This is a genomic window from Paenibacillus campinasensis, from assembly GCF_002272015.1.
Lineage (GTDB): Bacteria > Bacillota > Bacilli > Paenibacillales > Paenibacillaceae > Paenibacillus_AQ > Paenibacillus_AQ campinasensis.
The window spans coordinates 21366-34481 of record NZ_NPBY01000085.1 but is presented as its reverse complement, the minus strand read 5'-3'; the positions used below and the strand labels follow the sequence as shown (position 1 = coordinate 34481).

Annotated in this window: 15 protein-coding genes; 4 read left to right on the top strand and 11 right to left on the bottom strand. The window is 54.2% G+C overall.

All coding sequences use genetic code 11. The features are described 5' to 3' along the window. Positions 1-8 precede the first annotated feature (8 nt). From whiA to CHH67_RS23700, 4 genes are read right to left on the bottom strand one after another with little or no spacing between them, the layout of a single operon-like run. Positions 9-938: a DNA-binding protein WhiA gene (whiA, locus tag CHH67_RS23715; protein WP_095267844.1), complete on the bottom strand. Its 930-nt coding sequence runs from the start codon at positions 936-938 to the stop codon at positions 9-11. Positions 939-943: 5 nt separating this feature from the next. Continuing rightward, on the bottom strand, positions 944-1885 hold the full coding sequence (locus CHH67_RS23710) for a gluconeogenesis factor YvcK family protein (RefSeq protein WP_176475647.1): 942 nt from the start codon (positions 1883-1885) through the stop codon (positions 944-946). 57 nt (positions 1886-1942) lie between these two features. Then, a complete protein-coding gene (rapZ, locus tag CHH67_RS23705) occupies positions 1943-2851 on the bottom strand; it encodes an RNase adapter RapZ (RefSeq protein ID WP_095267842.1) in 909 nt (302 codons plus the stop codon). Between the two features lie 58 nt (positions 2852-2909). Beyond that, positions 2910-3857 carry an ROK family glucokinase gene (locus tag CHH67_RS23700; RefSeq protein WP_095267841.1) on the bottom strand — a complete coding sequence of 316 codons (948 nt, stop codon included), beginning with the start codon at positions 3855-3857 and terminating at the stop codon, positions 2910-2912. A 296-nt stretch (positions 3858-4153) separates the two neighbouring features. Between CHH67_RS23700 and CHH67_RS23695 the strand changes: the two genes are divergently transcribed. Genes CHH67_RS23695 through CHH67_RS23680 form a run of 4 tightly spaced genes read left to right on the top strand, consistent with a single transcriptional unit; the run spans position 4154 to position 7596 of the window. Further along, positions 4154-5080: an ABC transporter ATP-binding protein gene (locus CHH67_RS23695; RefSeq protein WP_095267840.1), complete on the top strand. Its 927-nt coding sequence runs from the start codon at positions 4154-4156 to the stop codon at positions 5078-5080. Next, positions 5081-5830 (top strand): ABC transporter permease, encoded by a 750-nt coding sequence (locus CHH67_RS23690; protein ID WP_095267839.1) that lies wholly within the window; start codon positions 5081-5083, stop codon positions 5828-5830. It begins immediately after the preceding gene. Positions 5831-5843: 13 nt separating this feature from the next. Beyond that, positions 5844-7001, top strand: coding sequence for an ATP-binding protein (locus CHH67_RS23685; RefSeq protein WP_095267838.1), 1158 nt, complete (start codon positions 5844-5846; stop codon positions 6999-7001). Beyond that, entirely contained in the window at positions 6991-7596 is a 606-nt protein-coding gene (locus CHH67_RS23680; protein ID WP_095267837.1) for a response regulator transcription factor, read from the top strand. Before CHH67_RS23685 ends, CHH67_RS23680 begins: the two co-directional genes overlap by 11 nt. Before the next feature lie 173 nt (positions 7597-7769). On the opposite strand, the gene CHH67_RS23675 is transcribed toward CHH67_RS23680, so the two are convergent. From CHH67_RS23675 to CHH67_RS23650, 7 genes are all read right to left on the bottom strand, one after another. Then, a complete protein-coding gene (locus tag CHH67_RS23675; protein WP_095267836.1) occupies positions 7770-8579 on the bottom strand; it encodes a DUF368 domain-containing protein in 810 nt (269 codons plus the stop codon). A gap of 80 nt (positions 8580-8659) precedes the next feature. Next, complete coding sequence (locus tag CHH67_RS26365) at positions 8660-8836, bottom strand: hypothetical protein (protein WP_176475645.1); 177 nt, start codon at positions 8834-8836, stop codon at positions 8660-8662. Between the two features lie 27 nt (positions 8837-8863). Then, positions 8864-9064, bottom strand: a complete 201-nt coding sequence (locus CHH67_RS23670; protein WP_095267835.1) for a DUF4177 domain-containing protein — start codon at positions 9062-9064, stop codon at positions 8864-8866. A gap of 117 nt (positions 9065-9181) precedes the next feature. After that, positions 9182-9655 carry an NUDIX domain-containing protein gene (locus CHH67_RS23665; RefSeq protein ID WP_095267834.1) on the bottom strand — a complete coding sequence of 158 codons (474 nt, stop codon included), beginning with the start codon at positions 9653-9655 and terminating at the stop codon, positions 9182-9184. A 109-nt stretch (positions 9656-9764) separates the two neighbouring features. Next, positions 9765-10418: a hypothetical protein gene (locus tag CHH67_RS23660; protein ID WP_095267833.1), complete on the bottom strand. Its 654-nt coding sequence runs from the start codon at positions 10416-10418 to the stop codon at positions 9765-9767. 179 nt (positions 10419-10597) lie between these two features. Continuing rightward, positions 10598-11671 carry a VanZ family protein gene (locus CHH67_RS23655; protein ID WP_095267832.1) on the bottom strand — a complete coding sequence of 358 codons (1074 nt, stop codon included), beginning with the start codon at positions 11669-11671 and terminating at the stop codon, positions 10598-10600. Positions 11672-12158: 487 nt separating this feature from the next. Further along, a complete protein-coding gene (locus tag CHH67_RS23650) occupies positions 12159-12980 on the bottom strand; it encodes a methyltransferase domain-containing protein (protein ID WP_095267831.1) in 822 nt (273 codons plus the stop codon). Positions 12981-13116 lie beyond the last annotated feature (136 nt).

Below are 13116 nucleotides of genomic sequence, written 5' to 3'. Positions count from 1 at the left end.
AAAAAATGTTATCCGTTTCGAATCTTTTCCGCCAGTTCATCAATCTTGCGAAGACGGTGGTTTACCCCGGATTTGCTGACCGTCCCCTTGAGAAGTTCCCCGACTTCCTTCAGGTTCATATCCGGATGAGCCAGCCGAATTTCGGCGACCTCCCGGAGCTTGTCAGGCAAGTTCTCCAGGCCGACTTCCTTCTGCAGCAGCTTGATGTTCTCAATCTGGCGAATCGCCGCCCCGATGGTTTTGTTCAGATTGGCCGTCTCACAGTTGACGATGCGGTTGACGGAATTTCTCATATCCCGCATGATCCGGACATCCTCGAACTTGAACAACGCCTGATGCGCTCCGATCAGGTTCAGGAATTCGATGATTTTCTCGCCTTCCTTGATGTAGAAGATGAACCCTTTCTTCCGCTCAATACAGCGGGCATTCAGGTGAAATTCATTGGCAAGCTGGACAAGAGACTGACAGTGCTCCTCATACATCGTGGCGATTTCCAGGTGATACGACGAGCCCTCCGGGTTGTTGACCGAACCCCCTGCCATGAAGGCACCCCGAAGATATGCCCGCTTGCAGCAATTGTTGCGGACAATCTGCTTGTCAATCCGTGGCTGAAACAGAAATCCTTCCGACACAATACGCAGCTCCTTCAGAATTTCCTGAACCTGAGCCGGTATGCGGACGATGTATACATTATTCTTCTTCAAACGCATTTTTTTACGCACCAAAAGTTCAGTATGCGCCTGGAAATGCTTCTTGATTAAGGAATAAATGCGCCTTGCAATCGCGGCGTTCTCCGTCGAAATATCCAGAATCACCTTTTTGTTCGAAAGCTGAACCGATCCGTTCATCCGGATGAGCGCAGACAGTTCCGCTTTCTCGCAGCAGCCCTGGCTTTCGACCATGGTCAACTCTTTCTTGGTTTGAGCCGCAAAGGACAAGGTACTCACCTCTTTCGTGTTATCCAGTCTTGCACCAGCTGAAAAATATGTTGGCTCAGCTTATCCGCATCGTGCCGCAAATAGGTTCGAAACAGCACAAGCTTGTCAGCGATGAGCTTATATCCTCGGCTGGTCACCTCATCACGGTCCAGGTACACAGGCTTCGCGCCTTTCTGTGCATACTTCTCCTGCACCTGAGGAGGAATGTCTCCATCATTAACAATAACATAATCAAACAGATGAAGGCCAATATGATCGTATACCGCCTGCAAATGATCACTTACTGTATAATTATCTGTCTCTCCTGGCTGTGTCATGACATTGCATACAAACATTTTGATAGCATCCGATGCCACAATCGCCTCGGCAAGCTTGGGGACAAGCAGATTGGGCAGAATACTCGTGTAGAGACTCCCGGGCCCAATCAGAATCGCATCCGCCTGTCGAATCGCCTCAAGGGCTTCGGGAAGAGGCTCCACATGCTCCGGCTCCAGGAAGACTCGCTTGATTCGCTGGCCAGCCTCCGGAATTTTCGATTCACCGGTCACAATCGTGCCATCCTCCATCTCGGCGTGCAGCACAACCGCTTCGCCAGCCGCTGGCAGAACCTGTCCGCGAACAACAAAAACCCGGCTCATCTCCTTAACAGCCGTGACAAAATCGCCGTGCAAATCCGTCATGGCAGCCAGGATGAGATTGCCGAGGCTGTGCCCGGCCAGTCCCGAGCCGGTTTCGAAACGGTATTTCAATATATCAGACATTAGCGGCTCCACATCGGCGAGAGCCGTGAGTACATTTCTTATATCTCCCGGAGGAGGCATTTGCAGCTCACTGCGCAGAATGCCGGAGCTCCCTCCGTCATCCGCTACAGTAACAATCGCCGTTATGTCGATCGGCTTTTCCTTCAGGCCCCGGAGCATGACCGACAGCCCGGTTCCTCCACCCATCACGACGATGCGAGGGCGCTTTGTTGCTTGCTCACCCAAGTTTATCACTTCCCCTAATTAATGCCGATCCCGGTCAGAATCACGATGGCTTACCGACACCGCTTCCGTTTCGCTGGCACCCAGCATCTTGCCAAGATATTCCGCAATCGCCACCGAACGGTGCTTGCCGCCCGTGCAGCCGATCCCGATAATAACCTGGCTCTTGCCCTCCTTGCGATACTGCGGAATAAGAAAATGCAGCATATCCAGCAGTTTCGTCAGAAACGTCTGCGTCTCCGGCCACTTCATGACATAATCATATACGTCGCTGTTCTGTCCGGTGTTCGGGCGCAGCTGCTCCACATAATGCGGATTAGGCAGAAAACGCACGTCAAAGATCAGGTCGGCGTCAATCGGGATTCCGTATTTAAATCCAAAAGACGTAATGTTGACCGACAGCATACTGGTCTCCAGATGTGTAAAGCGGGAGATGATCTTCTCCTTCAATTTCAGCGGCTTCATATGGCTTGTATCGATGACCTGAGTCGCCGAGTTTTTCAGTTCATCCAGCATTTTGCGCTCCAGACGGATGCCATCCAGCGGCATGCCTTCCGGAGCAAGGGGATGGCGGCGCCGGCTCTCCTTGTAGCGTTGAACCAGCACCGAATCGGTTGCGTCGAGGAACAGAATTTCACACCGAATCGTGAAATGATCCTTAATATAATTCAACGATTCGGACAATGCAGTGAAGAATTCACGGCCCCGCAGGTCGATGACCAAAGCGACCTTGCCAATCTTGCCTTTCGATTGATCGATCAGCTCCGCGAATTTCGGAATGAGCACCGGAGGCAGGTTATCCACGCAAAAAAATCCGAGGTCCTCCAGACTTTGCACCGCTAAAGTCTTCCCTGCACCCGACATCCCGGTAATGATGATCAGGGTGGCCATGGTTGATGTGTCGCTGCCTCGATCGGCTGCTTCCAGCATCAGCTTCCCCTCCCTCGATTGAATATATAATCAAGCGGCAGATCGGAAAATAACAAACCTACGAACGCAGAAGCAGACCCGCTGCGCCAACAACTCCGGCATCATTGCCCAGCTCCGCAGGCACGATGCTAACGCCGCGCTGCAGCGGCTCCGGCGCCAACTTGGCAAACACCGCCCGTACTTCGTCAAACAGAATATCACCGGCCTTGGATACGCCGCCGCCAATAATAAACACCTCAGGATTCAGCACTGCTGCCACCGTAGCCATCGACTTGCCAAGATAATAAGCGGCCCGCTTCACGATGCGAAGCGCCACTTCGTCTCCGGCCTTGGCTGCGTCGAACACTTCCTTCGCCGCGATGTTCTCCACCAGGGACAGGGACGTGCGATCTCCGCGCGCAACGGCATCCTTCGCCATACGGATGATGCCTGTAGCAGAGGAAACGGTTTCGAGGCAGCCCATCTTGCCGCAGCCGCACTGGATTGCTTCCAGATCAGGAACAACCGTAATATGGCCGAGCTCGCCGGCCATTCCGCCGCCTTGATAAATTTTGCCGTTAATGATGATACCGCCGCCCACGCCGGTTCCCAGCGTGTAGCACACACAGTTCTCGATGCCGCGGCCCGCACCGCTCCAAGCCTCGCCAAGCGCCGCCACGTTGGCATCGTTGTCTATCTTCACGGGCTTGCCCAGACGCTCTTCGAGCAGAGCGCGAATCGGCACATCCTTAAACCCTACATTCGGTGCCAGAATAATGATGCCTTCACGAATGTTCATAAAGCCGGCGAATCCAGCGCCTACACCTGCGAGCTGATCCCAGCTGTACGGAGACTCCTCCACGATATGACGCACGTACTTTTCAATGTTGCCTATTACCGTGTCAACGCCTTTTGCCGTTTCCGTCGGCCCCTCGTACTTATGCAGGAGATGTCCTTCTTCGTTGCAAATTCCAACCTTAATCGCTGTTCCGCCCAAATCGACACCGACGTAGATGTTTTCAGACATGTTACAAGCCACCTTTTTCCTTCTATTAATTGATATATGACTGCTGCATGATTCATGTTGCTCCTACTGTACCCACTATAATTGAAGCCACACTTTCGGTCAAGAGAAGGCCTCACACCTGCCAAGGACCGTGAAGCCTTTCCAGAGCTGCGCGAAACCGCCCTGCGATCATCCATAACAAGACCCGCGCATGACAAAAGTCATCCCAAACCGGTGACATCCTTTACTAACACGGCCGCTGGCTGCCCCGTTATGATAGAGCCATCAAACACCTAATGCGAAAAGGGGCGTTGTCCATGATCAAGCAGCAACCCGGCGATCCGGTCGCCGAGCTGAAGCAAGTCACCAAAACGTTCGGCGGCAAAAGAGCGGTGGATCAAGTTTCCTTCACCATCCATCGCGGATCGATCACCGCCATTCTCGGGCCCAACGGCGCCGGAAAATCCACCGCCATCTCGATGATGCTCGGCCTTGCAAGCCCGAGCGAAGGCGAGGTGCTCCTGCTCGGCCAGAACCCAAGGAGTCTCGAGGTCCGCCAGCAGATTGGCGCCATGCTGCAGGAGGTCAGTGTGATGGACGGTCTCCGCACACGGGAAGTCATCCAGCTCATCCGGGGCTATTATCCGAACCCTCTGCCGATGGATGAGATCGTCCGCCTGTCCGGACTGACGCCGGAAGAGCTGAAGCAGTGGGCCGTCAAAATGTCCGGCGGCCAAAAGCGCAAGCTGATCTTTGCCCTCGCCATCGCCGGCAATCCGGAGCTGCTGTTCTTTGATGAACCGACAGTCGGGCTGGATACAACCGCGCGCAGGACATTCTGGAACACTGCAAAGCAGCTGGCCGAGCGGGGCAAGACGATTCTGTTTACGACCCACTATCTGCAGGAAGCTGATGATATTGCCGAGCGCGTGCTGCTCTTTAATCAAGGAAGGGTTATCGCGGATGGCGATCCGAAAGATATCAAGGCCAGACTGACCCGGCGCGCCTTATCGTTCATCTCCGATCAAAAGCCTGAATCGATTCGGGAGCTCCTGCCGCATACCCTCGGCATAACCGACCTGTTCGTCGAGGATGGCCGGATACATATCGTGACGGACGATACGGACGGCACGCTGTCCGTCTTGTACCGGGAAGGCGTCGGCATGCGTGATATCCGCATCGAGCAGGGCAGTCTTGACGAAGCGTTCAGCCAATTGACAACGGAACTGGAGGAGGCGAACTGAATGAACAACTGGAGACTTATCCGCTTGCAATGCAGGTTCGAATTACTGCGTATGGTCCGCAATCCGTACTATATTTTCTGGTCCCTGACCATGCCGATCGCGTTCTATGTCATCTTCACCCGGCTGGTGACTGGCACAGACGCCATGGATGCAGGAATATGGCAGGCCCATTATCTGATGTCGATGACCGTGTTCAGCGTGATGGGGACCGCCATCATGAACCTTGGCATTCCGCTTGTGCAGGAGCGGGCGCAGGGCTGGGCTATCTATATGCGGGTAACCCCGCTGCCGGGATCCGTCTATTTTATTGCCAAAATGTTTGTACAGACCGTGATGCATCTGCTGAGCATTATCGTCATTTTCACGGCAGGATACCTGATCAACGGTGTATCGATGGCCATGTGGCAGTGGCTGTCCAGCGGCTTATGGATTCTGCTTGCCTCGGCGCCGTTTCTGGCGATCGGAGCGCTGATCGGATTGATGAAGCGTGTGGAGACCGCCAGCGGCGTCAGCAACGGCATGTATCTCGGGCTCGCCCTGACCGGCGGACTGTGGTTCCCGATGGAGGCCATGCCATCCTTCATGCAGGCCATCGGGCAATGGATGCCCTCCTACCACTTCGGGAGCGGAGCGTGGGCGATCACCCGCGCTGAAGCGCCAGGATGGGAGCATATCGTTGTTTTGACAGGATATTTTGCCGTATTTATGTTACTATCCACCTATATTCGCAAAAAACAACAAGCTGCATAAAAGGATGGTGTACATGAAGCGTGTGAAGACAGGCAAACGCCGCTTTGCGATTTTCCCGGCAGAGATCGGATGGTTCCCTTACCTGTGGCTCATCTACCTGGTGCTTCCTATTATTAATATGCTGAGTGAATCCGGAACGAAAATGGCCGTCGGCTATGGCCTTATCGCCCTGTTCACCTTCACCTACCGCCAGCTGTACTTTGCTGAAGGGGAGCCGCGCTTCTTCACATGGCTCGGAATTCAGATGTCCATCATCTTCATTCTCTGCATGTGGTACCATCCAAGCTATATGTATATGGGCTTCTTCACCGCCAATTTCATCGGCTGGTATACGGACCGGCGCAATTTTACCATCGCCCTCGCGCTCTTTACCCTGGTGCAGAGCGCCCCTCTGATCAAACACGCCCATACGTTAGGTTGGAGGGAGCTTATTTTCATGATTCCTTTCCTCCTCATTATGGTGATGGCTCCGTTCGGGATTCGATCATTATACCGGCGGCAGCAGCTTGAGAAGGAACTGGCCCAGGCCAACGAGCAAATCCGCAGTCTGATCAAGGGGGAGGAGCGCATGCGAATCGCCCGGGACTTGCATGATACGCTTGGACATACGCTATCCCTGATTACGTTAAAGAGCCAGCTTATCGAGAAGCTGGTTGATACCGACGCCGAGCAGGCCAAGCTGGAGGCCCGCGAAATCCACAATACTTCGCGTTCCGCCTTGAGGCAGGTCAGGGAGCTGGTCTCCGAGATGCGGACGGCCACGCTGGCGGGGGAGCTGCAGGAGGCCCGCGTCATTCTGAACAGCGCAGGTATTGAGCTGATCTGCCATGGCCATCCGCGTCTAGCCGGCATATCCGATTTGGCCCAGAATATTATGAGCCTATGCCTGCGCGAAGCCGTCACCAACGTGGTCAAGCATAGCCAGGCGCGCACCTGTACTGTCACCATGGAAACCGGCAGCACCGATTGGCTGCTGAGCATTGAAGACGATGGCGCCGGCTTGCAGGCAGGTTACGATGCCCCCGAGAAAAACGGGCTTCGGGGCATGACCGAACGGCTCGCGCTGATCGGTGGCACGCTGGACATAGAAAGCCATGGCGGAACGAAGCTGACGATACGCGTTCCGATTGTCATCAAGAGCCGGAAGGAGGATTCACCGGATGGCGATTAAAGTACTGATTGCCGAGGATCAGAGCATGCTTCGCGGCGCGCTGGCCGCGCTGCTCAATTTTGAAGAGGATATTCAGGTAGTCGGGCAAGCCGGCAACGGAGAGGAAGCGCTGCGCCAGATCGGCGCCTTGCAGCCGGATGTCTGCCTGCTTGATATCGAAATGCCGGTGCTTAGCGGCCTGGACGTCGCCGAAGAGCTCGTGAAGCTCGGAAGCCCCTGCCGCGTCATTATTTTGACGACCTTTGCCAGACCGGGGTATTTTGAACGCGCCGTGCAGGCTGGCGTGCAAGGATATTTACTCAAGGATGAGCCTAGCGACCGCCTTGCCGAAGCGATCCGGCGCGTGATGGAGGGGCGGCGCGAAGTCTCTCCCGAACTGGTCTTCGGCACGATCCGGGAGCCGAATCCGCTCACCGAGCGCGAGCAGGAAATTCTCCGTCTAGCCGCCGAAGGCAGCAGCTCCATGGACATTGCGGGGAGGCTGCATCTGTCTTATGGCACCGTCCGCAACTACATGTCCGAAATCTTGGGCAAGCTCGGTGCCAAGAACCGGATCGAGGCCATTGCCATCGCAGAGGAAAGAGGCTGGATCTGACCCGCATCCCGCATCAAAGCATGTATGGGCTGCCCCATGCAGGAGCAAGAGGCCGGAAGGAAATATAAATAAGGGGCCTGAAGACCGCCTGTTCACCTGAACGGGGGTATATCCCCTCTTGTCAGGTTTCCCAGGACGGCACCCGTGCCCCCAAGAAAAAGATCTGTCTCACGTTATTCCCGTCTGCCAAGCAGCACGGCAATCAGGAGACCAGCCACAAATGTGCCCGCGCTGACTGCCAGCAGCCCGATTCCCGCAGGAACCCCCGGGAAAATGACAACGAGGGAACCGAGGATCAGTCCGGTAATGACCGCATAAGTCACGCTCGGAAACACATCCAGCAAATAACGGATCAGGCGGCTGCTGACGATGAAGCCGACAACAGCTCCCAAGCCGATCACGGCAATGATGCTGATGTTCATGGACGACAGCGCAGCAATCGCCGTAGAATATGCGCCCAGAATCAACAGGACGAAAGAGCCGCTAATGCCCGGCAGCAGCATCGCCATGCTGGCCAGCCAGCCGGAGAAGAACAGCCGGATCGCCGTACCGCCCGTCAAAGCGGTGATCGGCTCGATCGCCTCATCGGTTCGCAGAAACGCCGTCAGCGCAAGCAGCCCCGCAGCCACCAGCAGAACGACGATATGAACAGTCTTAAAGCGCGTTCTCGCTTCCGCTTTCCTTAAAATAAAGGGCAGCACGCCCACAATAAGTCCCATAAAGAAAAACTGTGTCGGTCCATAGTAATGCTCCAGCAAATACTCAATAACCCGGCTCAGCAGCAGCAAGGCAGATCCCATGCCAACCGCGAGCGGAATCAGAAAGCCGAGATGCTTCTTCCACTCCTTGCTGAAGAACCCGCTAATGGCCGCCAGCAGGCGGTCATATATCCCCAGAACGACCGCAATGGTCCCTCCGCTGACGCCGGGGATGAGATCGCTAATGCCCATGACTAACCCACGATATATATTTTTCCATTCCATCGCTTAACTTGTCCTTTCATCATTCGCGTACGAGTCATACTTCATCTGTCAAACCGCGTCTGTCTTATGATCCCAATCGATTACTTCTGCTTGAAGTGCAGCACCAGATTGCCCACTCCGCCCACGGCGAACATGAAGGCAACCAGGGAGAACCCCCACTGATGGGTGCTCTTCTCGGACAGTACAACAGTGATGATAAAGGCGATCGCAGCCAAGAAGTTAAGCACCGCAACGAGCAGAAAACTGTATTTATTCATCGTTCATCCCCATCTCAATTTCATCGGCTACCCGAAGTTCACCTTGCGTTTAAACACCACGATAACATCCCGCGACTGTCCGGACATGTTCGTATCAAAGCAGGATACCAGCTCCCAGCCATCCATGCCGTAGCGATTCAGCTCCTCCTCGAAGTCCTCTTCTTTCACATTGCCGCCAAAAAAACCGCCCGTTCGATACTTCAGCGTTTTGTATTCCCATTGCTCCATAGGCTCGTCCTCCCGTTCACCTGATGATGGTTGCTTAAAGTTCATAATTGGCATCATTTTACCTTTCGGCGACAGCCAGCGGCCGAGAGCTCCGCCATAGGGGCATCTGCCGATCTGTTAATTGGTATCGCCGACATAGACCCTGGACGGGCCCGGGCCGGAGTAACCTCTTCTCTTCGCCAAAGGTTCAACCAGCGAACGAGGATATATACGAACATCTCCCAAGGAAGACAGCTTGACCCATTCGACCCCAACCTGATAGTCATCAGGACGATGGCCCTCAAATGAATCCCCCTGATCCGTCAGGCGGCACTCAAAATAAAACTCGACTTGGTGGATGTCGCCATCCTCTGCCGCAAACTCATGGTTGCTGCCGATATACTCTCGCACATGCAGCAGATCGCCGACCGCCACGGTCCGTCCGATCTCTTCCAGACATTCTCTGACAACGGCCTGCGCCAGCGTCTCCCCCTTCTCCTGGCCACCGCCCGGAAACAGAAAAAATTCACCCAGATGATCCACATTTCTGGTGAGCAGAACCCGGTCCTGATCCATGATGACCGCCTTGGCCGAATTACGAATCGGCTTCACTGCATCCCCTCCCCTTTCTCGTCCAACAAACCACAAACCACTTCTATTGTAACAAACCGGAACCCGCCGAGCCTAATCCTTGCACAGGACAAGCCCGGACGGGTTCTGATCAACCTGGATATCGGTAGACTTTCCAATGATCGTGCAGACCAATCTCAACGGCAGGATGCTTCTTCATGCCGCGGCCCTCCACATCCACCAGGTTCACGCTTTGGAACCGGACGGGTACAAGCGATCGACGATGGGGCTCCACCGTGATCTCCTTAGGCTCGAGCGTAACGTGGTCTCTGCCGAATCCAATGTCCACAGGACGAATCGTAATCTGATGCTCATTTCCGTAATTGTATATATTGAGCATGCAATCTGCAACTAAACGTGATTCGATCGTTTGATAACGGCACTCGCTGTCTTTTGTCGAATAGGCTACCGAGGATAACCCGCTGGTATTGTATTTCACGAGCGATACAATCTGGCCGGAGACCCAAGGAAATACGAGGATATAAGCAATACAGCCGATGATCAGCCTGCTCATGATCTTCGGATAACGCGCCTCGAAGAGGCGGGCCGTGCCATATACGCCAATGATGAGCAATAGGCTTCCAATGATCGTCGAAAGATGATAGGTTGTGTTCCCTGCGGTAATCAAAGGCGGGATGCCCACGCCGGTGAACAGATCGTAACCGAGGGGATAACCCAGATGGTGGACAGAAATAAACAAAAGCCCAAGAATCAGGGCCGTCACGCACAGCATTTTTGCTTTCAACCTAAATCCCCCTTGCAGTTGCATATTCCATATTATAACACAGGAGGTAGCAGGTGGTTTCAGTAAGTGGCCCATGATCTCCGCAATCCGCCCTCTGCCTCGGAACTCCACGCATGAATCATCGTTCTCCTCATCCCACATTTCGCTTCGCAAACCGGGTTGATTCGATCCTTCTCTTGTCAGCCAATGACCAGTTTGGTGTTGCTTTTGTACTCATGAAGCAGCTTCCGATCCCGATTCAGCAAACAGAGCACCAGATGTATGAACACCCAGCCGTCCATAATCAGAAGCCCGAACAGATACATGCCATGAAGCAGCCCCGGGAAATGAACCGTGAACACCAGCGAGTGCAGCCCGCCGACGACAACATAGAGCAGTCCGTTGCGAATCAGAATCTCCTTCAGCTTCAGATGCTCTCCCTCTCCACTGATCCGGATGCGAACGATCCAGCTGCCCACTGTCCGTCCCTCGTTCATATAAGGAAGCACGATGAAGTACAATATACTCACGATAAAATAAGCCCCCGGCACCCTCAGTATGACCAGACCGCCCCAGATCAACAGAAGCAGCATCATATCTGCCGCGAAGGCGATCCCCCGCCGCGTATAGCTGACCCGTTTGGTTGACAGATCCACATCCTCATCAAGCCGCTCCATTCGCGGCAGATGGTTCTTCAACCAGTCCGCCAGCACCAGACCGATCATTCCGCCCAGCGTATTCATCATCAGATCATCCACATCAAACAGTCTGTACGGGTAATCGTAGAAGCCATAAATGCCCGTCACCTGGGTAATCTCGAACAGCAGGGACAGCCCGAACGAAGCTATAAGGCAGGTCAGCCATTTAGCCCGAGCATAATAGCGCAGAAACATCCCGAACGGGACGACAAGCAGCACATTAAACACCACCTGCAGAAACGCTCTTTCCTTCAGCAGGCGAATATAGGTGGAGGGCTCCGACCAGACCACCTTCGTCTCCCTCATAATATCCTGCACGAACTCGAAGGGAACCCACTGCATATACGAGGACACCGGCAGCGGGTCATTATGCCTTGAAGCTGGCAGCGGCAGCAGCACAAGATAGACTGCATTCATCAAGTACAGCAAGAACAGGTATAGCAGAAACCCGCGAAATTTATTGAAATAGCCGTATTTGCGATACTGCACGACAAGGAAAGGGATCGCACATAGCAAAGCGGCGATGGGAAAGGTCATAAAAGCATAAGAGATGGGAAACAGATAAGGCTCTAACACGGCAGCATTCACTTCCTTTCAGTGACATTATCTCCAAGACTACACACCCATGTTTAAATCGAAAGGGAGCTTCTGTTTAAAAAGAGTTTAAAAAACCGTCTACTGCTATAACGAGACAGCGCATCACTTGGTTTCAGCCGCCACGCTCCCGGCCCTTTGCGCTCCGTAGGCAGCTCCCGGCCTGCGGCGTTTCTCATGACAGAGCTGGTCGGCCCATCATGAACCGCCGCCGTATGCGGGGATTTCCCCTCCTGAACCACGGCCTTGCCTTGACCGCATAGCAAAAAGACGTTTCCATACGGAAACGCCTCCAGTTGGGCATCAGCCCATACATCTGTTCAGGGTAACTCATGTTCACTCCTGGCGCGAGATCTACCCGCCTTCCCCGCTCCTCATCGGGCAAGGCGCAGATACGGGGAAGCAGCCTTGCTCACTTCAGCTCCCCATCACGCTTTTCCTTGAGTTATCATGGGTGATCCGTTCTCGTTCACAGCTTCTGCGCAATCAGCTTGCTCATCGCATGCTGGTGCGGCACGCCGGAGGAGTTGCAGTCAAAGACCACCTCGGGACAATCATGAATCATCCAATCATGGTACAGGGACAGCAGCTCGCCTGATATCCAGTCATAAGCGTACGGCTCATTCTCCGGCGGGGGCGCAATAAATGGCTTCTGTACGAACACATTCAGGAAGTGCATCCCGCCCTTGGCGGTAAACTGCTTGTAGTTATTAAAGATCTCCGCCCGGTACTCCGGCCGGATATAGTGCAGCACCCCACTGGAGTATACGATATCAAACTCCGTCTCCAGGCGGAAATCCCGGATATCCGCTTTGAACACATGGACATGCACGCCGGTTCTTTCCGCCAGCATTTTCGTCTTCTCAATGCCAGCATCGGAAATGTCAAAGGCGGTCACATCATAGCCGTTGCGCGCCAGAAACACCGCATCCTTGCCTTCCCCGCAGCCGATGTCCAGCACTTTAAGCCTGCGTGTCGGCGGCATGAGCTCCAGCACCTTGTAACACGTAACCGACGGCTCCGTGCCCCAGTAATAATCCGGCGTTTTGTATTCCTCCTCATAGATCGTGACCGGCTTGCCGGCAGAAGTATAGCCGAACAACCGGTCCATGCTGACAGCCAGCTGCCGTGACAGCTCCGGCAGCAGCGATACATCCGGCAGGCTCTGCCCGTTCTCCCATTTGGAGACCGCCTGAAAGGTGACGCCCAGCTGCTGAGCCAGCCGCTCCTGGGTCAGGCCCTGCTCCTTTCGATACCTGTATATGTTTTGAGACAGCTTGTGATGATTCATTCTTGTCACGCTCCTTTGTTACACTCATTGTAGGGCGTCCGCAAGACATGAAACAATAACCTGCGGATTGAGCTTGCGCCCCGATTCAACCTGGGGTGGAGCCACGCTCGGACTAGGTCGGTAAAGCGTGAAATGT

Bases quoted from the DNA above. Each gene is read 5' to 3' on its own strand.
- CHH67_RS23695 (WP_095267840.1), top strand. From the start codon at position 4,154: ATGATCAAGCAGCAACCCGGCGATCCGGTCGCCGAGCTGAAGCAAGTC.
- CHH67_RS23710 (WP_176475647.1), bottom strand. From the start codon at position 1,885: ATGGGTGGAGGAACCGGGCTGTCGGTCATGCTCCGGGGCCTGAAGGAA.
- CHH67_RS26365 (WP_176475645.1), bottom strand. From the start codon at position 8,836: ATGAATAAATACAGTTTTCTGCTCGTTGCGGTGCTTAACTTCTTGGCT.
- CHH67_RS23685 (WP_095267838.1), top strand. From the start codon at position 5,844: ATGAAGCGTGTGAAGACAGGCAAACGCCGCTTTGCGATTTTCCCGGCA.
- CHH67_RS23650 (WP_095267831.1), bottom strand. From the start codon at position 12,980: ATGAATCATCACAAGCTGTCTCAAAACATATACAGGTATCGAAAGGAG.
- CHH67_RS23700 (WP_095267841.1), bottom strand. From the start codon at position 3,857: ATGTCTGAAAACATCTACGTCGGTGTCGATTTGGGCGGAACAGCGATT.
- rapZ (WP_095267842.1), bottom strand. From the start codon at position 2,851: ATGCTGGAAGCAGCCGATCGAGGCAGCGACACATCAACCATGGCCACC.
- CHH67_RS23675 (WP_095267836.1), bottom strand. From the start codon at position 8,579: ATGGAATGGAAAAATATATATCGTGGGTTAGTCATGGGCATTAGCGAT.
- CHH67_RS23690 (WP_095267839.1), top strand. From the start codon at position 5,081: ATGAACAACTGGAGACTTATCCGCTTGCAATGCAGGTTCGAATTACTG.
- CHH67_RS23670 (WP_095267835.1), bottom strand. From the start codon at position 9,064: ATGGAGCAATGGGAATACAAAACGCTGAAGTATCGAACGGGCGGTTTT.
- CHH67_RS23680 (WP_095267837.1), top strand. From the start codon at position 6,991: ATGGCGATTAAAGTACTGATTGCCGAGGATCAGAGCATGCTTCGCGGC.